Consider the following 25,162-nt stretch of genomic DNA (forward strand, 5'->3'; position numbering starts at 1 on the left):
ATTACTTTAAACAACAAAGCCGCTTATTTAGCGGCTTTGTTGTGAGTTGTAGTTAACGCTTAAGATTTAAAAAACTGCATTGATTTGGTTAAATCATTAGATAAGCGACTGAGCTGCTGTGCATCTTGCAGCGTTGATTGAGCTGATGTTAGCGTTTGTTCTGCTAAATTACTCACCTCTTGCGAATCATTCAATGCTTGTGTTGTCGCATTTGACTGCTGTTTAACACGCTCTGCAATAACTTCACCTTGATGTTTAATGTCACCCATACTTTGCTCTGCACTTTGCAATACTTCATTGGTTTGATTGGCTGCTTTTACCGATTGCTCCATTTTTTCAACACTTGAACGCATTTTTTGCTGAGTGTCGTCAGATGCTTGTTGTAAGGAGCTAATAATTTGGTGAATTTCTTGGGTTTGTGTTTGTGTACGCTGAGCAAGTGTTCTTACCTCATCAGCTACAACGGCAAATCCACGGCCATGCTCGCCGGCTCGCGCGGCTTCAATAGCGGCATTAAGTGCAAGCAAGTTTGTCTGATCGGCTATCTCACTAATACCTTTACTTACTTTGCTAATTTCTTGGCTATCTTGTGCTAGCTTATCGAGCGCTTGTTGGCTCTCTGCAAATTCAATTTGTAGATCTTGCATATATTTAGCAAGCTCCATTGTATTGTCTGAACCTTGTTTTACATGCGCAGCAGCATCTTGCGCGGTAAGCGTTGCTTGATGGGCTGACTCTTCAACTGCAAGTGCGTTTTGAGCCATTTCGCTGAGTGCATTATAAATGGCATTTACTCGAATTTGCTGTTTTGAAACATCATTGCTTGTTTGGCTACTCGCATGTGATAGCGATTTAGTTGCGCCGCATAGCTCTTCTGTACTTGCTTTAACATCAAATAATAAATGTGAAAATGCATTAAGTAATGCGTTGTAGCGCGATGCAATAATTCCCATTTCATCATTAGTGCTCGAATCGATAGTTGCATTTAAGTCGCCATTCGCGGCTCTATTCGCTGCATCAGCAAAGCGATTAATGGTATCAACAACTGCAAAATAAAAACCAATCATCAAATAAAATGCAAATAACAAACTAATTAATGAAGCAGCTAAAACAAGATTTCGAGTCCACTGTTGAGTTTGTAGTTTTGCTTCAATAAGGCTCTCAAGAGTTGGAATACTCTTACTAACAAGTTGATTAATACTGCTGTGAACATTTTTTGTTAGTTTAGTAAACTCTGATTGAGTTAATAAAATATCGTCTGGCTCAAGTAGTTTTTCATCTATCGCTTTTTTAAATGCACCAACAGCACTGTGTAAATTATCTAACGAGGGCATGAGCGCTTTATTTACTGATTTATCTGCATTGGTGGCTACATTGAGTATTTTATCGAGTTGTTTTTCATATAAAGGCAGTGACTTACTAAAATTTGAAAGTGCTATAAACGTATCTGGCGTAAAACGATTACTTGCCAAAACAGTGTTTGCGCTTTGCGCTGTCGAGTTTATTTGCATTATAAGTGCAGGAATTGGCGTGACTAAAGAGCGGTTTACGTAAGCACTGGCTAACTGGCTATCTAATGCTAAGTTAGACTGGATAGAAACAAGTTCAAGTACATCATTTGCTTGATCGTCTTTTATATCAAAACCGAGTGAGCGAGCTATTTTTATATTTTGATTTGCTTCCCCCTGCATTTGATTTGAGAGTATTGACCTGTAGCCTTTTAAACCTTGTTGCTGCATTTTTGAAACAGCGATACTTTCACTTAATAATGAGACTAAAAAAAACAAACTAAGTGCAAGAGGAACGAGTAAAATTCCAAACATTAAGCTGATTTTAGTTTTGTATTTTAAATTTGCCATTAGCTGGATAGCGGGAAAAGAAAATTGGCGTAATCCTGACATAAGGCTCTCTTGTATTTTTGTAATTAGGGTAAAGGTGAATAGACCTTGTTATGCTTAATTATCATTCATTTATATTACTTTACAAATAAAAAAAGCCCTTTCGGGCTTTTTTCAATCTTTAGTCTTAATTACATACTGTAAAAACAAGCGTTTATAAAATATAAAAAGTAATTTTAACTTAAAGTTTAGCAAACGAGCGTTCTGCTGCCGCTATTGTGTCTTTTACTTCTTGTTCAGTATGCGCAGCACATACAAAACCAGCCTCAAATGCTGATGGAGCAAGGTACACGCCTTCTTCAAGCATAAGGTGGAAAAAACGTTTGAAGCGCTCTAGGTCGCATTCAGTCGCTTGTTTGTATGTCGTTACTTTTTCAGCATCGGTAAAAAAGAATCCATACATGCCGCCAGCATAATTAGTTGTTAATGCAATGCCTGCTTTTTTAGCGCCAGCTTCAAAGCCTTCACAAATTGCTTTAGACGTTGCTTCTAACTTATCGTGTAGACCTGGCTCACATAATAGCTCAAGTGATTTTAAACCTGCAGCCATCGCAATAGGGTTACCAGAAAGAGTACCCGCTTGGTAAACAGGGCCCACAGGCGCAATGTAATCCATTATTTCGGTTTTACCACCAAACGCGCCAACGGGCATGCCGCCGCCAATGACTTTACCTAAACACGTAAGGTCTGGTTTAATGTTGTAATACGCTTGTGCGCCGCCAAGTGCAACACGAAAACCCGTCATTACTTCATCAAAAATAAGTACTGATTTATATTCGTCACACACATCACGCAAACCTTCTAAAAAGCCTGGCACTGGTGGAATGCAGTTCATGTTACCGGCTACTGGCTCTACAATAATACAGGCAATTTCGTCAGCATATTTTGCAAAAATAGCTTTTACTTCATCTAGGTTATTAAACGATACAGTAAGTGTATGCTTAGCAAAGTCCTCAGGAATACCAGGAGAATTAGGTACGCCCATTGTTAGTGCACCAGAGCCTGCCTTAACTAATAACGAGTCAGCATGGCCGTGGTAACAACCTTCAAATTTTAATATTTTATCGCGGCCGGTAAAGCCACGTGCTAAACGAATTGCACTCATTGTTGCTTCAGTGCCTGAGCTAACCATGCGTACTTTTTCGATTGATGGAACCAGCTCTTTTACTTTTTCAGCCATTAGTATTTCGGCTTCAGTTGGCGCGCCATAGCTAAGGCCATTTTCTACTGCTTCGTGCACGGCTTGTTTAATTGCAGGGTGGTTATGGCCCATGATCATAGGCCCCCAAGAGCCAACATAATCGATGTAACGATTACCGTCGGCATCAAATGTAAACGCGCCTTCTGCTTTTGTAATAAATAGCGGCGTACCGCCTACACCGTTAAAAGCACGAACTGGCGAGTTTACGCCACCTGGAATAGAGGCTTGAGCGCGTTCAAATAAGTCTTGGCTAATTGTCATGAAAAATCCTATAAATTGTCACTTAAAGAGGGTTTAGCTGTCGCGTTTGCGGCTAAACCAAGGTACGTCCACTTCATACTTATCGACTTTATTTTCTACGCCGAGTGTTAAAGCAAACAGTGCCATACGAATTAATACGCCATTTTGTACTTGGCGGAATATTGCTAAATTGTCGTTACTGTTCAAGTCGTTATCAAGCTCATTGGCTTCTAAGCGACTATCGCGTGGTAACGGATGCATTAATACAGAGTTAGGTTTGCAATGAGCGCTGTAAATAGATTGGCTAATTCTAAAACCGCCACGGTATTTATTTGCTTCTTCTTGTGAAGGAAAACGCTCTTCTTGAATACGTGTTTGGTAGACAATATCGGCTGCTAAATTACCTTCCATCTTGTTTACTAGCTCAATTTTGTGTCCTGCATTTTCTACGGCATCTAAAATGCTCGTTGGCATTTGTAGGCCATCAGGCGCGACCATCGAAAACTTTACGTTTTTATAATGGCACAATAGCTTTGATAGAGAATGCACTGTGCGACCATATTTTAAATCACCCACAAGCGCTATATGCATGCCATCAATATTTTGATCAAAACGGTGTAATTCACGCTCAATGGTTAATAAATCAAGTAATGCTTGAGTCGGGTGCTCATTTGGGCCGTCGCCGCCATTAATAACTGGCACAGTACAGCCATCAGCAAATTCACTTACTGAGCCTGCATCAGGGTGGCGCATAGCAACAGCATCGGCGTAAGCTGAAATAACGCGCGCGGTATCGTAAAGTGATTCACCTTTTGCAAGCGCTGAGCTTTGCATACCTGTAGTTTCACGTACACCACCGCCTAGTAAGTTAAAGGCTGTACCAAAGCTAACTCGCGTGCGAGTACTTGGTTCAAAAAACAAATTAGCTAAAATAGCGCCTTTAAGCACCGTTGTTTGCTTTTGTTTTTTAGCATAAGGCTCCATTTTTTTAGCTACTGCAAAAATACGTTCAATGCAGTCTCTGTCTAGCTGATTTACAGACAGTATATGTTCGCCTTGGAAACTTAACATGGGGTAATTCCTAATCAATCAAATGGGCGCGATAATCCATAAATGGAGCACGCAATCGCGCGTGTTATAGCAAGTATTGTAAATTGCAGCGCAGTTTAACATGCACCGAAACGCTTATAAATTAGGTTTTATTACCGCAAGTGCCACTATGATGAGCAGCGCAATAACAGGGAGCTCATTAAAAATACGGTAAAAGCGGTCTGTTTTAGTGTTTCGGTCATGTTTAAAGTCACTTAATAACTTAAAACAGTAGCCGTGGTATAGGTATAAAATAATTACCAGTACAAGTTTGTAATGTAGCCACATACTGTATTTAAACCAATCACGACCATATTCAACAATGGTTAACAGACCAAATACAGCCGTTAAAACAGCAAATGGGGTTACGAAATAAAGTAACCTGCGCTCCATAACTTTAAGCATAGAGTTACATGATCTTTCTTCGCTCATTGCGTGATATACAAATAATCGAGGCAAGTAAAAAATACCGGCAAACCACGCAATCATAAAAAATATGTGGAGTGTTTTATAAATCAATAATGCGCTCATAATAGTCCTTATTGCTTAAAGTAAGCTGTTACGAATGGTTAAAATATGATGAATTTGATCCCAGCGTAATAGCCCCATAATTTGTTGATTATCTAAAAGGTTATAAACGTAAAGCGCGCCACTTCTTTTATCTTTTAGTATATCGAATGCATCGGCTAGGGTGGCTTGGCTGCTGATGCCCTGCAAGCTAATGTAATTTATATTTATTGCTTCATCAGACATTAGCGTTAAATCGTATTCAGCGAGGCGATAGCCATTTTCTTCGTCAAAAACAATCAAGGGTGTTTGGCTATCCATGGCATCAAGCGTATTTTTTATTTGCTCTTTATCGTCTGAGTAAAGCAATTTAAAGTCTTCATCCATATCATCCATTATTCCCACTTTTTGTAATGCTTCGGTAGCGGGAGATACATGGTACGGCAATCCCTGAAAATCTAATTGCTGCAAAAATATGGAGCGATTTCCAAAAAATTGTAATGCAGTTACATATGCAGTGGTTATAACTATCATCGCAGGAACGATTATTTCAGGTGATGATGTAAGCTCCATTACTGTTGTTAATGCAGCAAGTGGTGCATGCAGTGTAGCCGCTAATAATCCAGCCATACCTAAAACCCCATACGTACCCGCAATATCAGTACCCGGGCTAATATATTGAGCAAAAAAGGCCATTAATGTCCCAATTAATACACCAAGCCCAATTACAGGACCAATTAAACCGCCCGGAATACCCAAACCAATAGCAAACAATGTGGCAAGTAGTTTAGCGATTAAAATGGTAGTAAGCAGCTTTACGTTATCAGGAGATTCAACCGCGATAGTAATCGCACTCATACCAGAACCCATAGCATGAGGCACTGCGTAAGCTATTAAACTGGCAATACAGCCTGCGATTAGTAAACGAGGAAACATACTTAAAGGTTTAAATGTTTTAATAATTAGCATTAAGTTTTGATTAAAGCTAAATGCTATAGCGCCCAGCGCCATACCGCATAATATTAAATAAGGGTAATGCCAACCACTTAATGGCGCTATTGTAATGAGTGCAAGTTCAGAGCCTTCACCAAAAACAAACTGCGTAGCGAGTGCACCAGTAACAGCAGCAAGCATGATTGGCACAAATATGTGTACTTTATATTCTCGAAGTACCACTTCCATTACAAAAATAACGGCTGCAAGTGGGGTATTAAACGAAGCGGCTATACCTGCTGCAACGCCGCAACCACTTAAAGTACGCATGGCGTTATGCGGTAAATGTAGTTTATCCGCTAAAATACTCGCACCTGTTGCGCCCATATGTACGGAAGGCCCTTCTCGGCCAACCGAAAAACCGCTAATGAGTGCAAGTGCGCCACCAACAAATTGATTAACCGTATTGTATAAAGGCATTTGCCCGTAATGGCGTTTAATACGATGAATAACAAAAGGAATGCCTAAACGGTAATGTTTAAAGCCAGTAAATGCAGCAAAGCACGCAATTAAAAATGCGGCTATTAATGGCATTAAAACGCGTTCAAGAGTGGGTAGGGTAGTAAAGTCGTCAGGTGTTTCCAAAAATAAGCTTTGAAAAAACAAAATAGTTAAGCGAAATAAAATAATAAAAAATGCAGCAATTAATCCGGCAACTACGCCTAATAAGCATAATTGTACAGATGTTTTAGGTTTTGCCAGTCGACGCCTGAGTTGCTCAAGCCACATGCATTATTTCCTCGCCGCATTTTTCAGCAGCATTTTAGCAAAAGAGTTTAGTTAAGTCCTTGTGATTTTGAATTTTTCGTAACTTATATTAACAATTTGCAGTAAAGATTAAGACCTATTTTTTATAACTAAAATTTTTAATGAATTTATAGTTTACAAGGGTCGCTTTTAGTTTGCTTAAGTATTATTTTAGTGAGCTAATGTTTAACCACTTTTTTACTAATTTATAGGTATAACTTAGAGTAAAGAGTTGTTTTACTATACTTGATTAAAACACTCGGGTATTAGATAATCACGCCATTGCGATATTGAGGGTTTTAAAATGTCTGAAGAATTACCAATTAAGTTCAGCGATGCAGCTGCTGTTCGCGTTAAACAGTTAATCGACGAAGAAGAAAATCCAGATTTAAAACTGCGTGTTTATGTAACAGGTGGTGGTTGTTCTGGTTTTCAATATGGTTTTACTTTTGATGAAAAAGCGAATCCTGGCGATTTAGAAATTGTAAAAAATGGTGTAACACTCGTTATCGATCCAATGAGCATTCAATATTTGGTTGACGGTGAAGTTGATTACACTGAAGGATTAGAAGGCGCACGCTTTTTTGTATCTAATCCTAATGCAACAACAACCTGTGGTTGTGGTGCAAGCTTTAGCGTTTAACAGCCAAACGCTAAATAGAATGAAGCCGCTTTTGCGGCTTTTTTAATGCCTACAAATCGGTTGGGGCATATTCGGTTATTTGCATTATCAATACAAAAAAGCCAAGTACAAAAGCAGAAAACGCTAAAATGTATATGAAGCCTTTTTTGCCTTGCTTAATTGGTACGCCGTTGTGGCGCAAAAAAAAGTACCAACCCAAGCACAACACAATCGGTAATAAAAAAAGAAGTCTGAACATTATTCGGCCTTTTTGGTGCTAATTATTGCTTAATCATAAACATGTGACGATAAATTGGAACAACATTGTTATAAAAATTCATTTAAATATTTTATAACTAGAAATTAATTTATTAATACTTTTTGAGTACTTAGGTCAATATTCAGCGTTTATAAATATTCACTCGTGTTCATATTTGTACCGAGTATGTAATTAGTTATTTAACCAAAGTGTTAATAGTATATAATGTATCCAAGAATGAGACGGGCAAAATTTCATTCTCAATAAAAACAAATCTTTACCACATTATTAGCGTAGTTTTTTAGCTATATTGGTGGAGTGAGTAGCAACACATGCTTTGTTAAGCAATAGCTTGCTATTGAAAATATGGTATGACTGCTTACTTGCCTACAGCTATTGATAGAGACTACTGCTTTAATAGGTACGTCAAATCATCTAGTAGGAGATGTAAAATGATGGGCAAAACAGTTTCTTCTGAAGAAAATGCAAAGCTAACAAAGTGGCTTAAAAGTAAGCGCCACGAAAAGGGTCATACAATGCGAAGCCTAGCACAAGTGCTGGGAACGCCTCATTCGTTTATCGGCAAGATTGAAAATCAAGAACGCCGTTTAGATGTGATTGAGTTTGTTCGTTATTGTACAGCTCTAGAAGTTGATCCACATGAAGCACTTAGCTTGCTAAAAGTAGATTAACTCAAACATTGCTTAGTACACTTTAAGGGGCACTTGATAGTGCTAAGCAATATGTTAATGCAGGGATGCATTAAATATTTTTATGATAATTTTTCTCAAGCTCATATAATTTATGCCTAATCAGGTATAAAAATATCAGCGAAGGTATAACCATCAAGGCTGTTAAAACAAAGAACAGCGACCAATTTCCCATTAACCAATCATCAATTACTACACCACTGTAGCTCGAAAGTAATGTTCGTCCTAAATTCCCTAATGACGCCAGTAATGCATAGTGTGTTGCACTAAATGCTCTATCGCATAACATCGATATAAAGGCCACCATAGCGACCAGCGACCATGCTTGCGTAAACCCATCAATAACAATAGCAAAGGCATACAGTCTTAAATCAGGGCCAACTAAAGCAATCCACGAAAAGGCTAAGTTTGAGGCCGCCATCGCAATGCCACTGACAAATAAACCCTTAACAATGCCATATTTTTGATTAAATAAACTGCCAACAAAGGTAAATATGATTGTAAGTACGGCAGTACCTACCTTTGAAAATGTAGCTATATCGCTATTGCTAAAACCAATTTCTTTATAAAAAACAATCGACATTCGCCCTAAAAACGCTTCGCCTATTTTAAATAAGAAAATAAACGCAAGTAATGCCAGTGCCGTTTTAACGCCATTTTTAGTAAAAAAAGCTCTAAAGGGATCAATAACGGTTACCGCGAGCCACGCAACAGTTTTTGTAAGAGGAGTTTGTTTTGTAGAGGACAGTTTTTCAAGGTACACACGTTCAAGCTCGGCATGTACCGCTTCTCTATTTGATTCCGGCTCTTTTGCAAACAATGCTCCACTCATTAGCAGCAGCATTACAGCAGCTAAAAAGTAATAAATTTGTGGCCAGTCGAGCGAGGGGATATCAGCCATATAAAATGGAATTGCACCTAAAAGCGCATAACCTGTCCACCAACCAGATGTTGCCATAGCGGCTGCCGCTGTTGTTTTGTGAGATTCGTTTGCTTTAAGTGTGTCTATTCTGAATGCATCAATAGCAATGTCTTGCGTTGCAGAAGCAATGGCAATTAACAAACAAATTGCAGCAACAATTGCTAAATTAGCTTTTAAATCAAGCCCAGCTAATAATAAGGTGCCAATAAAAATAAAGCTCTGGCAAAATAGTATCCAACTACGACGTTGGCCTAGCCATTTATATAAAATAGGGAGTTTTGTACGATCGATTAAAGGCGACCATAAAAAATTTATACTGTAAGCGCCAAATACAATGCCGAATAGGCCAATCATGCTGCGGCTTAGCCCTTCATCCTTTAGCCAAGCCGACATAACAGAGCCAATTAATACCCACGGAAAGCCGCTACTCATACCAAATATAAAAATATGGATTAAGCGTTTGTCTTTAAAGTAAGAAAAATATTCGCTAATAGAGAGAGATTTGCTCATAGGGCCTTCATTGGCTTTGATGCAGAGCAGCTAAGCTGCTCTTAAATAAATTACAGTGGAACTTGTTCAAGCATTTTAATATTTAAGATGATCACCGGTTTTTTAGGAACAAAATCGTAACCAATCTTTTCATTAAACCCTGTTTCAACAGCCATGATCTTATCAAGGGTATCGTAGCCATCCATTACATTACCAAATACTGCAAAACCCCAATCTTTCCCTGGATTTAAGTGATCGTTGTTATCCATATTAAAAAAGAATTGGCGTGTTCCCGAGTGAGGTTCACGGTCTTGATACGCCATAGCAATGCTATACATATCATTTTTTAAACCATTGCCACTTTCATTAAAAATAGGATCGTTTTCGTGTAAGCCGTCGTAATCTTTATCGTAACCACCACCTTGAATAACAAAGTCGCGGTCGTTTTCTACATCGCGCTCAATACGATGAAAAACACTGCCTTGATAGCTCTTATCTGACACGTAAGTTAAAAAGTTATTGACCGTAATAGGCGCTTTTGAACGGTCCAGTTCAACAACAATACTGCCCATTGTCGTTACGATTTCGACGCGTGGAAAAATATTATCTTTTTGAACAAAGCGGCCTTCTTGGGCTGCCAAGCTACTTACACTAAAAAATAGGCCTAAGCAGATTAAAAAAAGTCGTTTCATAGTTAACCTTCTAAAAATTCTATTAATTCAGGGTCAGATACAATGCGGGTAATAATTTGCTCAGTCAACTTATTGAGCTGACCTTCTATTTTTGCTCGCTCGTGACTAAACGGGCCTTCTAAATTCGCACTGCCTCTATACACTTTACTAAAATTACTTGAGGCGCGAATAACGCGCACGCCAAGCTCTATATGGGCTTCGCTGGTATGGCTCACAAGTTTTTCGGTCACAACAGCCTGCAGTGCATGAATATCTACTTCAAAGCGAACAGTTGCCAAGTTAGAAATGCTGGCACCATTGCGGCTAAGGGCGCTGTCTAAAACACTTTTAACTGATTCAGTAAGACCTTGGCTTGCAAAGGTTTTAGTTTTGTCTGATTCAATAAGTTTAAGTGTTGATGAGTCGCCACGTAAATCAATTACACTGGTGCTTAAGCTACTATTTATAGTGCTTATTTGACCACTTTTATAAACAGGATTGAGTATTACTTGGCTAGGCTGATTCGCACAGCCACCAAGTATTAGTAATACACAACACCCAATTATAATGTTTGTTAATTTCATTTATAGCATTCCACTATTTTTAGTTGCACTTAGAACGACAAACTTTTTGTTTGAGCCTAACAACTTACAGTTTCCGAACATACGGTTTAATTTATCGTGATAATCTAAATGACGATTACCAATAATACGCAGCTCGCCGCCTTCTTTTAAAGTATCTTTTGCTTGTTTAAACATTTGCCAAGCAATGTGATCGGTAACAGCTTGAGCTTGGTGAAATGGAGGATTACAAAGCACCATATCCACACTGTCTCTTTCAAAGCCTGTTAAACAATCGTTTTCGATGAACTCACAGTTATCAAACTTATCGCCTAGGTTAATTTCTACATTTAACCGGGCTGACTCTACTGCCATGTAAGACTCATCAACAAAGGTAATTGATGCATTAGGGCAACGAGCAAGCGTCATTAATCCAACAACGCCGTTACCACAGCCTAAATCAATAATGCTTTTAGCTTTAGGTGTTTCTGGTAAGTAGTTAAAAAAGAAGCGCGCACCAATATCTAACGAATCACGCGAAAACACATTTGCATGATTTGTTATATTAAACTCAGTACCTTCAAGCTCCCATGTTATAGGGAAGTCTGCTGCTTTATATCCGCCTTTAGCTGTGCTTAATATAAGGCGAGACTTTTTAACTGCTAGGCTTGTTGTTGTTTCACCAATAAATTGCTCAAATGATTTTATTGTTGAATTATGAATTTCTTTTGTTTTACCTGCGGCAATTACTGGTGTACCAGGTGCAAGTACTTCACTAAGTTCACTTAATTGGAACTGTAAAAAACCTACATTACGAGGGATTTTAATAAGTACTAAATCTACATCCTCTGGTAATGCCGACAAACTATCTACTTGCGTAAACTCTGCTGTAGGCAGCTTGTTTTCATGTAAGTTATAAGCCGCAGCTTGGTGGCTAATATAAGAATCATTAACTGAACAAACCGTTAACTTATTAAAATAACAAGCAAGTGCACCAAAGCTATCGTTTAAAATAAGCAATGAGCGACAATCTGGGTGATGTTCGTTAACATAATTGATAAGGTACTCATCTGCCGAATCCCACGCTTGTAAGCTGCGGTTTTTTTGATCCAATGGAAAGCGTTCAAGAGTAAAGGTTTTATCGCCTAGCTGGGCTTGCGTCGTCATAATGGTTCGTTGATCAGTAATCTAATGTAGGTAAATTCTAACATGCAACGGCAAAACGCCAACCCCCAACAGTTACCAAATGGCTTTTCTTATCAAAGTAGGGCACTTAGTGCACAAAAAAGCCTCGATCTATTTTATTATTTGCAAAAAAACCTACGTTGGCAGCAACCCGATGTAACCGTTTATGGCAAAACGGGGCCTATTCCACGACTGCAATGTTTCATGAGTGATTTAAATATTGAATACGGCTATTCAAGTAGTAAGCAAATAGTAGAACCATGGGATGAATTGTTACTTAATATGCGAAAGCGTTTAGAAGCACATTTAAACCAGCCTCTAAACTCATTGCTCGTTAATTATTACCGAGATGGTAATGATACGATGGGATGGCACAGTGATGATGAAATAGAGCTTGGTGATAAACCAACAATTGTGTGTCTCTCTCTAGGAGCTGATCGGGTTTTAAAGTTAAAGCACAAGGCGAGCAATAAAGTAACCGACTTAAAATTACAAAGTGGCAGCTGTTTAATAATGAATGGACATAGCCAACGAGATTATCAACATGCAATACCTAAGCAAACCACGCTTGCGCATCCGCGAATAAGTTTAACTTACCGATTTATAAAGCACATTAAGCAAAAGCAATTTAGTTAGCCAATCGCTGCGTTAAATTGTTATAGTAAGTGTATAAATTAGCTAATTAAAACGGTCTTTTTATGTCAATGCAGCAACAGATCCAAGAAAAAATAAGCAACGCCATTGCGTGTAAACATTTAAACGTGATTAACGAAAGCCATATGCACAGTGCGGGCACTGAATCACACTTTAAAGTAGTAGTGGTTAGCGAAGATTTTGCGGGTAAGCGTTTATTACAACGTCATCGCGAAATTAATGAAATTTTGAAAGATGAGTTAGCAAATCATATTCATGCACTCGCTATTCATACATATACACCCGATGAGTATGCAGAGCAGGGCGGCGAAGCGCCTGATTCACCCAATTGTATGGGTGGCTCTAAAGTTAGCTAAGTAATGTTTTAGAGTATTTGATGAGTGTTTAACTGATCAGATCAGTGTTTTTAGTATTAGCCTTTAAACTAGCGCTAATTTTTATTGTAAAAGATATAGGATGATCAATGGTCATTAAGCCTAAAATTCGTGGATTTATCTGCACAAACGCACACCCAGCTGGTTGTGCAGAGCATGTTCAAGAACAAATTAACTATGTAAAACAACAAGGCGCATTAAAAAGTGCACCAAAAAATGTATTAGTTATTGGCGCATCAACAGGCTACGGCTTGGCATCGCGCATTACTGCTGCGTTTGGTGGTTGTGCTAAAACATTAGGTATTTTCTTTGAAAAAGAAGGTACAGATCGTAAAACAGGCTCTGCTGGTTGGTACAATACCGCTGCTTTTCAAGAAGCTGCAGACGAAGCGGGTCTTTGGTCTAAAAATATTAATGGCGATGCGTTTTCTAACGAAATCAAGCAAAAAGCAATCGACACTATTAAAGCAGATTTGGGTAAAGTAGATTGTATTATTTACAGCCTAGCGTCTCCTCGTCGTACTGATCCAAATACAGGTGAAGTGTTCTCATCTACACTTAAGCCAATAGGTAATGCAGTAACCACTAAAAACTTAAATACATCAAAGCGTGAAATTGATGAAATTACGGTTGAAGCTGCAAATCAAGACGATATCGACAACACTATTAAAGTAATGGGTGGTGAAGATTGGGAAATGTGGATTGATGCATTAAAAGAAGCCGGTGTACTTGCCGATAACTTTAAAACTACAGCGTATACTTATATTGGTAAAGAGCTAACATGGCCAATATACGGACACGCTACTATTGGTAAAGCTAAAGAAGATTTAGACCGTGCAACGGCTGCTATTAAAGAATCGACAAAAGATTTAAATGGTGAGGCGTATGTTTCATCACTTAATGCAGTAGTGACACAAGCAAGTTCTGCTATTCCTATTATGCCGTTATATATTTCTGCTTTATTTAAAGTTATGAAAGCAGATGGCACGTATGAAGGCACCATTGAGCAAATTCACGCATTATTTAGTGAAAACCTATATGGTGAATCGCCTCGCTTTGACGACGGTGGGCATTTATTCCAAAACTATAAAGAGCTAGAAGATGATGTGCAAGCACGCGTTCAAGCTGTATGGGATAGTGTTGATACAAGCAGCATTGATGAGCTAACAGACTATGTTGGTTACCATAATGAGTTTTTACGCTTATTTGGTTTTGGTATAGACGGTGTTGACTACGATCAAGACATAGATTCAGTTAAGCCAATTGCTAATATGATTGACTAATAGAACTTAGGGCCTGTTTATCTTTCGAGGTTAAATTTGCAGCAGTCTGTTTGGTATTTAGGCAAGACAGAGCCTACGTAGTGTGGTTATTCCCCATAAATGGGCGATAACGTGGAATAAATGCCAAACATGCGCTGCCCAAAGGGTTCTGCCTAGGGGCTATTTACTCTTTGTTGCTCGGTTTTTACTTAGCCCACTAGGTTACAAACCTCACGCCGCGATTAAATAGCCCCTAGATTGAACAAATTTTAATCCTGAAAGGTCAACAGGCCCTAGTTATTAAAAGCCGCAATAGCGGCTTTTTTTGTATTATGCGATTTGTTTAATTTGCGATGAAATCAGGAACGATAATTGCTTAGGCTACCACTTTGGTCTACCTTGATTTTTATTTAAATCACTTAACAAAACTAAATAAGTGTTTCTGTCGTATAATTTTCATAAATACACTCGCATAGTCATCTAAAATGATGTTAAAATCTCGACAATATGTGATGAGTTTTACTACGTTGCTTGTTTGATATTTCTAGCAAGCTGCTCTTTTGTACCTTGATATAACTTGGAATAACTCAAATGGCGACGTGGTTGATACGATTTTTCAGTTTCTTTCCTTTAATGTAATGCAAGTGCGTATGATCAATATAAAAAAAGGTCTGGATTTACCCTTAGAGGGCGCGCCACAGCAAGTTATACATGACGGTTCTGCTGTCAAACGTGTAGCTGTGCTTGGCGAAGAGTTTATCGGTATGCGTCCAACCATGCATGTTCGTGTGGATGACCAAGTCAAAAAAGGCCAGGTACTTTTTGAAGATAAAAAGAACCCAGGCGTCCTATTTACTGCTCCAGCTTCTGGCACAGTAAAAGAAATAAATCGTGGTGCTAAACGTGTGCTGCAATCTGTTGTTATTGAAGTAACAGGCAGTGAGCAAATCACCTTTGACTCTTTCAAAGCAGACGAGCTTGCAAGCTTAGAGCGTGAAAAAGCCAAAGAAGTACTTATCCAGTCTGGTCAATGGACAGCACTTCGTGTTCGCCCATTCAGTAAAGTAGCGGCTGTGGATGCAAATCCTAGTTCTATTTTCGTGACCGCAACTGACACAAACCCATTAGCTGCAGATCCTGCAGTGATAATTGCCGAAAATGCGCAAGCATTTGAAGCGGGTCTTGCTGTTATTTCGCGTTTGACCGATGGCAAAGTATTTGTGTGTAAAAAAGCAGGTAGCCAAGTTCCTAGCTCATCTATAGCTCAAGTAGAAGTACATGAGTTTGGTGGTGTGCATCCGGCTGGCCTCGTTGGCACTCATATCCATCATCTTGATGCAGTTTCTGTTAGCAAACAAGTTTGGCATATTGGTTACCAAGACGTTATTGCGTATGGTCACCTATTCCTTACTGGTGAAATTTACACAAATCGTGTTATTTCGCTTGCAGGTCCTCGCGTTAAAAACCCACGTTTAGTGAAAACACAATTAGGTGCTTCATTGGATGATTTAGTGGCTGGTGAGCTAGAAGACGGAGATAACCGCGTTATTTCTGGTTCTGTTCTATCAGGTTCTATTTCAAACGGTGTTCATGCATTCTTAGGTCGTTACCACCTTCAAGTATCTGTTTTACTTGAAGGTCGCGAAAAAGAATTGTTTGGCTGGATTGCACCAGGTAGTGATAAATTCTCTGTAACGCGTACATTCCTTTCTCACCTTGCGCCGAGTCGTTTATTTAAAATGACAACGTCAACAGGTGGTTCAAAACGTGCCATGGTACCAATTGGTAGCTACGAGCGCGTAATGCCGCTAGATATTTTGCCTACTCTATTATTACGTGACTTAATTGCACGCGATTTAGACAGTGCAATTTCATTGGGCGCGCTTGAACTTGATGAAGAAGATTTAGCGTTATGTACCTTCGTTTGTCCAGGCAAATACGAGTATGGTTCTATCCTACGCGATTGCTTAACTACGATCGAGAAGGAAGGCTAGAGAGATGGGTTTAAAAAAATATCTAGAAGATATCGAGCCGAATTTTGAAGCCGGTGGTAAATATGAGAAGTTTTATGCACTGTATGAAGCAGCTGCAACTATTTTTTATACACCAGGCTACGTAAATAAAGGCGCGACACACGTACGCGATAATATCGACCTAAAACGCATGATGATTTTAGTGTGGATGGCGACGTTCCCAGCTATGTTTTTTGGTATGTTCAATATCGGTCATCAGGCCGCAGGTGCTTTAGCACAAGGTTTTGAACTAGCAAACACGTGGCAAGTTGGTTTGTTCCAGTTATTCGGTGGTGAATTAACCGCTGATGCAGGCTGGGGCGCTAAGATGTTCTATGGAGCATGTTTCTTCCTACCTATCTACGCGGTAACATTTGCAGTAGGTGGTTTTTGGGAAGTAATATTTGCTTCTGTGCGTAAGCATGAAATTAACGAAGGTTTCTTCGTTACTTCAGTATTATTCGCACTTATTTTGCCTGCAACGATCCCTTTATGGCAAGTTGCATTAGGTATTACGTTTGGTGTAGTAATCGCTAAAGAAATCTTTGGTGGTACTGGCCGTAACTTCTTAAACCCTGCTTTAGCCGGTCGTGCGTTCTTATTCTTCGCATACCCAGCTCAAATCTCGGGTGACACAGTATGGACAGCAGTAGATTCGTTCTCTGGTGCAACTATGCTAGGCCAAGCTTTCATCGGGCAACTAGACTTTGCAAACATGGAATTATGGTGGAATGCGTTTTACGGTTTCATTCAAGGTTCTGTAGGTGAAACATCTACACTTGCATTGTTAGTAGGTGGTTTGTTCTTAATTTACGTTCGTATCGCTTCTTGGCGCATCGTACTAGGTGTATTCCTAGGTATGGTAGCAACTGCGTTTTTACTAAATGCTGTTGGCTCAGAAACTAACCCTGTATTTGCAATGCCTTGGTATTGGCATTTAGTACTAGGTGGCTTTGCGTTTGGTATGTTCTTTATGGCTACTGACCCTGTATCAGCTGCATTTACTGACAAAGGTAAATTGGCATATGGTCTATTAATTGGCTTTATGGTGGTTATGATACGTGTTGTGAATCCTGCTTTCCCAGAAGGTATGATGCTAGCAATCTTATTTGCTAACTTATTCGCTCCACTGTTCGATCACTTTGTAGTGCAGGCTAATATTAAGCGGAGGTTGGCACGTAATGTCTAGTAATAACGAATCAATCGGTAAAACGTTATCAGTTGTTGTAGCACTATGTTTAGTGTGTGCAATCATTGTATCGTTTGCTTCTGTACAGCTTCGTCCTTTACAGCAAGCTAATAAAAACAAAGATATTCAAAGCAATATCTTGGCTGCTGCGGGTATCGATAAAGTTGAAAATGTTTTAGAAACATTTGATGCAAAAATCGAAGCGCGCGTTGTAAACATGACTACAGGTGAGTTTGTAGATACAGACCCAACAATTTTTGATTTTGAAAAAAGTAAATATGATGCAGCGCTAAGTGTTTCTCTTCAAGAGAAAGGCGTTAAAGATATTGCTGGTATTCAACGTGTGACTAAAGAGTCGCCGGTGTATATCTCTAAAAAAGAAGATGGCTCAGTTGATGCAATTATTCTTCCCATCCAAGGCTACGGCTTATGGGGCTTAATGTACGGTTTTATCTCGCTTGAAAGCGACGCTGAAACAGTTAAGAGCATTATCTTTTACAAGCATAATGAAACCCCAGGTCTAGGTGGCGAAATCCAAAATCCACAGTGGACTGCTACATGGGAAGGTAAAGAACTTCCAATTCAAATTGTTAAAGGTACTGCGGGCAATGATGAGCATAAGATCGATGGTCTTTCAGGTGCTACATTAACGTCTAACGGTGTTGATCATGCAGTTGACTTTTGGACTGGCGAAAATGGCTTTGGCCCTTTCCTTGCGAAAGTACGTAAAGGAGCATTGAAATAATGGCTGATACTAAAGAAATGAAGGCGGTCCTATTTGGTCCGGTTTTAGCTAACAACCCAATCGCACTACAAGTACTTGGTATTTGTTCTGCGCTAGCGGTAACGTCTAGCTTAAAAAATGCGTTAATCATGTCAATCGCATTGACATTAGTAACTGCATTTTCGAGCTTCTTTATCTCGCTTATTCGTAACCAGATCCCATCATCTGTTCGTATCATCGTACAAATGACAATTATTGCATCGTTGGTAATCGTTGTTGACCAAGTATTACAGGCATTCTCTTACGCTACGGCAAAAGAGCTTTCTGTATTCGTTGGTCTAATTATTACTAACTGTATTGTAATGGGTCGTGCTGAAGCATATGCGATGAAGTCGCCACCAATTATGTCTTTCCTTGACGGTATTGGTAATGGCTTAGGTTACTCTGTAGTACTACTTACTGTTGGTTTCATTCGTGAGCTATTCGGTAAGGGTTCACTATTCGGTGTTGATATTATCCCATTAGTACAAGATGGCGGTTGGTATCAGCCTATGGGTCTATTGATCTTACCACCGAGTGCATTCTTCATCATTGGTTTATTCATATGGGTACTTCGTACTTATAAGAAAGACCAAGTAGAAGCTAAAGCGTAAGGGGCAAATAGTGGAACATTATATTAGTTTATTTGTAAAAGCCGTTTTTATTGAGAACTTAGCGTTGTCATTCTTCTTAGGCATGTGTACTTTTTTAGCAGTATCTAAAAAAGTAACTACATCAATTGGCCTAGGTATAGCGGTTATAGTTGTATTGGGTATTTCTGTACCTGTTAACAACTTGGTTTACCATGCGGTACTTGCACCAGGTTCACTTACTTGGTTAGGTTATCCAGATGCGGATCTTAGCTTTTTACGTTTCTTAACTTTCATTGGTGTTATTGCAGCACTTGTGCAAATTCTTGAAATGGCATTAGATAAGTTTTTCCCTGCACTATACAACGCATTAGGTATCTTCTTGCCACTTATCACAGTTAACTGTGCAATATTTGGTGCGGTATCTTTCATGGTTGAGCGTAACTATGACTTCGGCGAGTCTGTTGTCTATGGTATTGGCGCTGGTGTTGGTTGGGCGCTTGCAATTACATTACTTGCAGGTATCCGTGAGAAACTGAAATATTCAGACGTACCAGATGGCTTACGTGGTTTAGGTATTACCTTCATCACTGTTGGTTTAATGGGACTTGGCTTTATGTCATTCTCTGGTATTTCACTGTAAAGGGTAGCGAGGATAAATCATGGATTATCAGATTTTCTTAGGCGTTGGTGTTTTTATCGCTATCGTTGTACTACTAGTTTTAGTGATCATTGGTGCTAAATCTCAGTTAGTTGCAAGCGGTGACATCATCATCGGTATTAATGGCGATAAAGACAAAGCCATTACTACATCAGCAGGTAATAAGCTTTTAAGTGCATTATCTGAGTCAGGTATATTTGTATCATCTGCTTGTGGTGGCGGTGGCTCTTGTGGTCAATGTCGTGTACACATTAAAGAAGGTGGTGGTGATATCCTGCCAACTGAGCTTGATCACATTTCTAAAGGTGAAGCCCGTGAAGGCTGTCGTTTAGCGTGTCAGGTAAATGTTAAAAACGACATGGAAATTGAGCTTGAAGAGTCAATTTTCGGTGTTAAAAAATGGGACTGTGAAGTTATCTCTAACGATAACAAAGCAACCTTCATTAAAGAACTTAAACTGCAAATCCCTGGTGATGAGTCAGTGCCTTTCCGTGCGGGTGGTTACATCCAAATCGAAGCGCCACCTCACCATGTTAAATATGCAGATTTCGATGTTCCTGAAGAATATCGTGGCGACTGGAATCATTTTGGTTTCTTCGACCTGGAGTCAAAAGTAGACGAAGAAACAATTCGTGCATACTCAATGGCTAACTACCCAGAAGAAGAAGGCATCATTATGCTTAACGTGCGTATTGCTGCTCCGCCTCCAAGAAACCTAAGCTTGCCATGTGGTAAAATGTCTTCGTACATTTGGTCACTTACAAAAGGCGATAAGGTAACTATTTCAGGTCCATTTGGTGAGTTCTTTGCTAAAGACACAGATGCAGAAATGATCTTTGTTGGTGGTGGTGCTGGTATGGCGCCAATGCGTTCACATATCTTTGACCAACTTAAACGTTTGAACTCTAAACGTAAGATGAGCTTTTGGTATGGTGCACGTTCTGAACGTGAAATGTTCTACGTAGAAGATTTTGACGGCTTAGCCGCTGAAAATCCTAATTTCGTATGGCATACAGCACTTTCAGATCCACAACCTGAAGATAACTGGGAAGGCTACACTGGCTTTATCCATAACGTGTTATTTGAGAACTATCTTAAAGATCACGAAGCGCCGGAAGATTGTGAGTACTACATGTGTGGTCCTCCAATGATGAACGCGGCAGTTATTACTATGCTTAAAGATTTAGGTGTTGAAGACGAAAATATCTTACTAGATGACTTCGGTGGCTAACACTAATACCAAAACAGTTTAGTTTTGGTTAAAATACCAGCCTCGTAGCACTTGTGTTACGAGGCTTTTTTTATTCTTTAATTTTATCAATCTATTAAGTAGAGCTGTTATGAATCGAGTAAGTACTTCACAAGGCATAATGGCCTTTTTACTAATCACACTGACCTTATTACTGTCTGGGTGTGGCGAAAAACCAGAGTCGAGGGAAACCTTTTTAGAAGGTAAGACTATGGGCACCACTTATCATATTAAATATTACGATGAGCAGGGCCAGCTATCAGCTTCACAATTACAGCTGCAAATAGACGCTGTTTTAAAAGATGTGAATCAGTCTATGTCTACTTACATAGAAGACTCTGAAATAAATACATTTAACAGATTACCAGCAAATCAAGTTATGCCAATTAGCGAAGATTTTAGGGCTGTTATCAGCGAGTCTATTCGCTTAGGCGAATCAACTAAAACACTCGATGTCACTATGGGGCCTTTAATTGATTTATGGGGCTTTGGTCCTGATAAAAAACCAACCAATCGCCCAAGTGATGAAGAGCTTGCAAGTATGGTTGAAAAAATAGGTATTGATAAACTTATTTTAGATGAGCAAGGACTGTCTAAAACAGTTAATGGGTTAGAGCTTTCGTTTTCGGCAACGGCTAAAGGCTATGGTATTGATAAAGTAGCGCAGTTATTAGAAAGCCACAGTATTACCAATTACATGGTTGAGATTGGTGGAGAGCTGCGTATAGCAGGTGAAAAGCCAAATAATCAGGATTGGAAAATTGCGATTGAGCAACCAGATGCGCAACCTGGAGAGCGAAAGGTACACCGTGTTTTATCGCCAGGTACAAACGGTATTGCTACGTCAGGTGATTACCGTATTTTTTATAAAATGGATGGCGAGATCTATACTCATTTAATTGATCCCGTGACCGGCATGCCTATTAAGCACGACTTAGTGTCGGTAACTGTGCTTCATCCAAGCGCTATGACGGCAGATGGTTTAGCGACTGCACTTACTGTGATGGGTATGGAAAAAGCGCAAGCATACGCTCAGCAGCACGATTTACCGGTATACTTAATAGGTAAATCAAATGAGGGTTTAGTTACTTATTCAAGCCCTGCATTTAAACCTTATTTGTAGTATGGTGCTGGCTTGTTTATTTTCGCGTTATTTGGGTATATAATAGCAGTCGCTCAAAAATGTTTGAGTTTAATTAATTGCTGATCAATAGGGGCTAAGCAATGTCACTTTTTCTTCTTACTTTTGGCTTACTAATTTTGATAGTTTCGGCTATGGCCGTTGGTATGATCGTGCAAAAAAAATCTATGGCAAGCAGCTGTGGTGGTTTAGGTTCGGTTGGTATTGATAAAGCCTGTGATTGCGATGATCCATGTGATAAACGCAAAAACCGTTTAGCAAAAGAGCAAGCCTGGAAAGAAAACCAAATTATTTAAGCCCGCCTTAAATATTAAAAAGCGCTTTATAGCGCTTTTTTTGTGTCTGTAAAACTGCTTAACTCGATAGCTTCTAAAGTAATCCAATCTTAATGTATTAGACAAACGTCTATAGTTTAGTTTTTTTCACCTATTAGGTTTATTTTTCTCGTTTGTCAAATTGGAGCTAACACTCTAAAGTTTAACCATAGACACAGAGCAAGGCTCTCGTCATAAGCTTGAGGCAAGTTAGCCTCGCTTAAAAGAATCTTTATATTGTGTGTGAAGATGTTGTCAGTGTGAAAGACAACTCAAGTTCGGTGGATTCACTTCCATAAAGAACGAGTTTGAGTTGTTTTTATTCCCTTTCAATACCACGTAATGTAAACCAAGAATCTTTATATTGTGTGTGAAGATGTTGTCAGTGTGAAAGGCAACTCAAATTCGGTGGTGACTGCATTTGAGTTGTTTTTATTTCCCTACAATGCCACGCAGTGTAAACCAAGAATCTTTATATTGTGTGTGAAGATGTTGTCAGTGTGAAAGGCAACTCAAATTCGGTGGTGACTGCATTTGAGTTGTTTTTATTTCCCTACAATGCCACGTAATGTAAACCAAGAATCTTTATATTGTGTGTGAAGATGTTGTCAGTGTGAAAGGCAACTCAAATTCGGTGGTGACTGCATTTGAGTTGTTTTTATTTCCTTACAATGCCACGCAGTGTAAACAAAAAATCTTTATATTGTGTGTGAAGATGTTGTCAGTGTGAAAAGCGGCTCAATTTCGGTGGTGACTGAATTTGAGCTGTTTTTATTTGTGCCACACAATTATTATTCCTTCCAAAAAAACCTATAATTTTATTAAATATTCTGCTTTAAATCATTTTCAATTCAAGATAACTTACTGTTTTTTATGTCGTTATTTTTTATTAACAAAATAGCTTCGAAAGCTTAACCCAAATTAATTGATTTTTAGTTGAACAGAAAATTCTCTTTGTTATACTCACGTTCGAACTTTCAGTAAGTTTTGAAAGTTTGATTGATACGGATCAATTTTCACAAGGTAAATATGTGCTAGCTGGATTTGATTGTATTTAGCACCTGGTTTTAGGGCTTACAACAGCAATGTTTTTTAAATTTTTCCATTGCAAACTGTATTCCTCTGATTTTGTTATAGTCATTTTAGTAGGTTAATGTTTTTGAACACACTTTCTTTGCATCATACAAATACGGATCTTGCCTCTGGCGAGCCGCAGACGTGTGAGCGCTTGAATAAAGCAGGCAAGGGCGTGTGTGTAGCTATAACTTTATTAGTGTTTAATACTGTAATGTTGCTAAGTGGTGCACTAGAGGATGCCTTCAAGCTTGAAGCGCTATTAAGTGATGGGTTTATTGTAGAGCCGCTGTTACTTACTATTGTGCAATTTTTAGCTCATCCGATCATATCAAGTCAGTTACTTATTGGCCTTTGCTGGCTATTGTTCCATATTTTCCCAGCGCGTCGTGCTGGAATTATCCTCCGTAAAGCAGCCTTTGCTTTTAGCGAGGCTAAAGTTCTTCAGCCAGTGCAAGTTGCACACGGTTGTCGTGCTCCACCTAGCTTTACAGGTTGTCTGTAAGACTGCATTTTGTTGCTGGTTTTAATTATTTGTTCTTGCTGTAAATAATTAAGGTTAGCTAAAACAAAGTAGCTCAGTGTTTTTTAAACACATTTCAGCCAACCACCACTCACCCAAGTTAACTTTTATTACGTTATATAAATGCGTTTAGAAAGCTGGGTTTGTTGCTAGGTCATTATTGGCATGAGCTTTAGGTTTTGAATAGCCCCCTTATTTTTTATAATTTAATTCTAGTTAACTTGGGTTTTACCGAAAAATCGTTGCTTTGTTTTTTATTTAAAGCAGCAAATTAGAACTTTTAGGTTTGTAGGATACTCCCTTGTTAATTCGTAACCTTTGTAATATTGCTTTAGCTAGTACAGTGCTGGCGTTGTCAGGCTGTAAAGGCGGGATACTCGATCCAAAAGGGCAGATAGGCATAGATGAGAAAAATTTAATCATCATCGCAACCGTGCTTATGTTGCTTGTAGTCGTTCCCGTTATTGTGATGACTTTGTATTTCGCATGGAAATATAGAGACACGCAAACTCATGAAATTTACGCTCCAAAATGGGCTCATTCAAATAAAATTGAAGCTGCAGTTTGGGCTGTCCCTATTGTTATTGTGATTATTTTAGGTGTTATTACCTGGGTGTCTACCCAAGAGCTAGACCCTTACAAACCAATTGAAGGTAAAGGTAAGCATCTTACTGTTGAAGTGGTTTCATTAAACTGGAAGTGGCTATTTATTTATCCTGAGCAAGGTATTGCTACGGTTAATGAATTAGTGTTTCCGGCTAATGTACCTGTTGAATACAAAATCACTTCAGAGAGCACAATGAATTCATTTTTCATTCCGCAATTGGGTAGTCAAATATACTCAATGGCCGGTATGGAAACCAAGCTTCACTTAATTGCTAATGAGCCAGGTACATTTAAAGGCTTTTCGGCAAATTACAGTGGTGCAGGCTTTACTGGTATGAAGTTTAATGCCATTGCTACACCTACTCAAGCTGGTTTTGATAAGTGGGTGAGTGATGTAAAAGCGAATTCAAGCGCTAATAATCTTACTCATGCAAATTATGTTGAGCTTGCAAAAGCAAGCGAAAATAACCCAGTTGCTTATTACGGTAAAGTTGATGACGGCTTATTTCATACCATCGTTATGAAATACATGCAGGCACATGGCGATATGAACAAAAAGCAACATGCAATGGGCGAACATGGGCAAATGAGTAAGAAGCATCAAGTAATGGATGAACACTCAATGCCATCATCTCACAGCCAGGGCGAGGAATAATA

At 39.0% G+C, this 25,162-nt stretch carries 25 protein-coding genes; 15 read left to right on the plus strand and 10 right to left on the minus strand.

Annotated features, from left to right (window positions below):
• Window positions 1-59 precede the first annotated feature (59 nt).
• From I6F44_RS15330 to I6F44_RS15350, 5 genes are all read right to left on the minus strand, one after another.
• On the minus strand, window positions 60-1,901 hold the full coding sequence (locus I6F44_RS15330; protein ID WP_197174116.1) for a methyl-accepting chemotaxis protein: 1,842 nt from the start codon (window positions 1,899-1,901) through the stop codon (window positions 60-62).
• Window positions 1,902-2,079: 178 nt separating this feature from the next.
• On the minus strand, window positions 2,080-3,360 hold the full coding sequence (gene hemL, locus I6F44_RS15335) for a glutamate-1-semialdehyde 2,1-aminomutase (protein ID WP_165744316.1): 1,281 nt from the start codon (window positions 3,358-3,360) through the stop codon (window positions 2,080-2,082).
• 33 nt (window positions 3,361-3,393) lie between these two features.
• Window positions 3,394-4,410 carry an aspartate carbamoyltransferase gene (locus tag I6F44_RS15340; RefSeq protein ID WP_007584862.1) on the minus strand — a complete coding sequence of 339 codons (1,017 nt, stop codon included), beginning with the start codon at window positions 4,408-4,410 and terminating at the stop codon, window positions 3,394-3,396.
• Between the two features lie 114 nt (window positions 4,411-4,524).
• Window positions 4,525-4,959, minus strand: a complete 435-nt coding sequence (locus tag I6F44_RS15345; protein ID WP_197174117.1) for a CopD family protein — start codon at window positions 4,957-4,959, stop codon at window positions 4,525-4,527.
• A 15-nt stretch (window positions 4,960-4,974) separates the two neighbouring features.
• The gene (locus I6F44_RS15350) at window positions 4,975-6,657 is read right to left on the minus strand and encodes a chloride channel protein (protein WP_007584866.1); all 1,683 of its coding nucleotides are present in this window, start codon (window positions 6,655-6,657) and stop codon (window positions 4,975-4,977) included.
• 322 nt (window positions 6,658-6,979) lie between these two features.
• On the opposite strand from I6F44_RS15350, the gene erpA reads away from it, so the two are divergent.
• Window positions 6,980-7,318, plus strand: a complete 339-nt coding sequence (erpA, locus tag I6F44_RS15355) for an iron-sulfur cluster insertion protein ErpA (protein WP_002958911.1) — start codon at window positions 6,980-6,982, stop codon at window positions 7,316-7,318.
• A gap of 49 nt (window positions 7,319-7,367) precedes the next feature.
• Here the strand turns inward: erpA and I6F44_RS15360 are convergent, their stop codons facing one another.
• Window positions 7,368-7,556: a hypothetical protein gene (locus I6F44_RS15360; RefSeq protein ID WP_010555198.1), complete on the minus strand. Its 189-nt coding sequence runs from the start codon at window positions 7,554-7,556 to the stop codon at window positions 7,368-7,370.
• A gap of 452 nt (window positions 7,557-8,008) precedes the next feature.
• Between I6F44_RS15360 and I6F44_RS15365 the strand changes: the two genes are divergently transcribed.
• Window positions 8,009-8,248 (plus strand): helix-turn-helix domain-containing protein, encoded by a 240-nt coding sequence (locus I6F44_RS15365; RefSeq protein WP_007584874.1) that lies wholly within the window; start codon window positions 8,009-8,011, stop codon window positions 8,246-8,248.
• 70 nt (window positions 8,249-8,318) lie between these two features.
• Here the strand turns inward: I6F44_RS15365 and I6F44_RS15370 are convergent, their stop codons facing one another.
• From I6F44_RS15370 to I6F44_RS15385, 4 genes are read right to left on the minus strand one after another with little or no spacing between them, the layout of a single operon-like run.
• Window positions 8,319-9,698, minus strand: a complete 1,380-nt coding sequence (locus I6F44_RS15370; RefSeq protein WP_197101435.1) for an AmpG family muropeptide MFS transporter — start codon at window positions 9,696-9,698, stop codon at window positions 8,319-8,321.
• 50 nt (window positions 9,699-9,748) lie between these two features.
• On the minus strand, window positions 9,749-10,369 hold the full coding sequence (locus tag I6F44_RS15375) for a peptidylprolyl isomerase (RefSeq protein ID WP_010555196.1): 621 nt from the start codon (window positions 10,367-10,369) through the stop codon (window positions 9,749-9,751).
• A gap of 2 nt (window positions 10,370-10,371) precedes the next feature.
• Window positions 10,372-10,932, minus strand: coding sequence for a YajG family lipoprotein (locus I6F44_RS15380; RefSeq protein WP_197101437.1), 561 nt, complete (start codon window positions 10,930-10,932; stop codon window positions 10,372-10,374).
• Entirely contained in the window at window positions 10,933-12,075 is a 1,143-nt protein-coding gene (locus I6F44_RS15385) for a methyltransferase (protein ID WP_007584883.1), read from the minus strand.
• A 42-nt stretch (window positions 12,076-12,117) separates the two neighbouring features.
• Between I6F44_RS15385 and I6F44_RS15390 the strand changes: the two genes are divergently transcribed.
• The 13 genes from I6F44_RS15390 (at window position 12,118) to cyoA (ending at window position 25,160) form a co-directional block, all read left to right on the plus strand.
• A complete protein-coding gene (locus I6F44_RS15390; protein WP_197174118.1) occupies window positions 12,118-12,729 on the plus strand; it encodes an alpha-ketoglutarate-dependent dioxygenase AlkB family protein in 612 nt (203 codons plus the stop codon).
• Between the two features lie 62 nt (window positions 12,730-12,791).
• Window positions 12,792-13,103, plus strand: a complete 312-nt coding sequence (locus tag I6F44_RS15395) for a BolA family protein (RefSeq protein ID WP_165721276.1) — start codon at window positions 12,792-12,794, stop codon at window positions 13,101-13,103.
• 107 nt (window positions 13,104-13,210) lie between these two features.
• Window positions 13,211-14,404 carry an enoyl-ACP reductase FabV gene (fabV, locus tag I6F44_RS15400; protein ID WP_197174119.1) on the plus strand — a complete coding sequence of 398 codons (1,194 nt, stop codon included), beginning with the start codon at window positions 13,211-13,213 and terminating at the stop codon, window positions 14,402-14,404.
• 629 nt (window positions 14,405-15,033) lie between these two features.
• On the plus strand, window positions 15,034-16,377 hold the full coding sequence (locus tag I6F44_RS15405) for a Na(+)-translocating NADH-quinone reductase subunit A (protein ID WP_197174120.1): 1,344 nt from the start codon (window positions 15,034-15,036) through the stop codon (window positions 16,375-16,377).
• 4 nt (window positions 16,378-16,381) lie between these two features.
• Window positions 16,382-17,584 carry an NADH:ubiquinone reductase (Na(+)-transporting) subunit B gene (locus I6F44_RS15410; RefSeq protein ID WP_007584889.1) on the plus strand — a complete coding sequence of 401 codons (1,203 nt, stop codon included), beginning with the start codon at window positions 16,382-16,384 and terminating at the stop codon, window positions 17,582-17,584.
• A complete protein-coding gene (locus I6F44_RS15415; RefSeq protein ID WP_007584890.1) occupies window positions 17,577-18,329 on the plus strand; it encodes a Na(+)-translocating NADH-quinone reductase subunit C in 753 nt (250 codons plus the stop codon). Before I6F44_RS15410 ends, I6F44_RS15415 begins: the two co-directional genes overlap by 8 nt.
• Entirely contained in the window at window positions 18,329-18,961 is a 633-nt protein-coding gene (locus I6F44_RS15420; RefSeq protein WP_007584891.1) for an NADH:ubiquinone reductase (Na(+)-transporting) subunit D, read from the plus strand. Before I6F44_RS15415 ends, I6F44_RS15420 begins: the two co-directional genes overlap by 1 nt.
• 10 nt (window positions 18,962-18,971) lie before the next feature.
• Entirely contained in the window at window positions 18,972-19,580 is a 609-nt protein-coding gene (gene nqrE, locus I6F44_RS15425) for an NADH:ubiquinone reductase (Na(+)-transporting) subunit E (RefSeq protein WP_007584892.1), read from the plus strand.
• Window positions 19,581-19,599: 19 nt separating this feature from the next.
• A complete protein-coding gene (gene nqrF, locus I6F44_RS15430; protein WP_007584893.1) occupies window positions 19,600-20,829 on the plus strand; it encodes an NADH:ubiquinone reductase (Na(+)-transporting) subunit F in 1,230 nt (409 codons plus the stop codon).
• Between the two features lie 109 nt (window positions 20,830-20,938).
• Complete coding sequence (locus I6F44_RS15435; RefSeq protein ID WP_121955179.1) at window positions 20,939-21,970, plus strand: FAD:protein FMN transferase; 1,032 nt, start codon at window positions 20,939-20,941, stop codon at window positions 21,968-21,970.
• A gap of 101 nt (window positions 21,971-22,071) precedes the next feature.
• On the plus strand, window positions 22,072-22,284 hold the full coding sequence (gene nqrM, locus I6F44_RS15440) for a (Na+)-NQR maturation NqrM (protein ID WP_007376137.1): 213 nt from the start codon (window positions 22,072-22,074) through the stop codon (window positions 22,282-22,284).
• Window positions 22,285-23,461: 1,177 nt separating this feature from the next.
• Entirely contained in the window at window positions 23,462-23,881 is a 420-nt protein-coding gene (locus tag I6F44_RS15445; RefSeq protein WP_007581161.1) for a hypothetical protein, read from the plus strand.
• A gap of 319 nt (window positions 23,882-24,200) precedes the next feature.
• Window positions 24,201-25,160, plus strand: coding sequence for a ubiquinol oxidase subunit II (gene cyoA / locus I6F44_RS15450; RefSeq protein ID WP_121954119.1), 960 nt, complete (start codon window positions 24,201-24,203; stop codon window positions 25,158-25,160).
• Window positions 25,161-25,162: the final 2 nt, after the last annotated feature.

Source organism: Pseudoalteromonas sp. NZS11_1, from assembly GCF_015864275.1.
GTDB lineage: Bacteria > Pseudomonadota > Gammaproteobacteria > Enterobacterales > Alteromonadaceae > Pseudoalteromonas > Pseudoalteromonas arctica.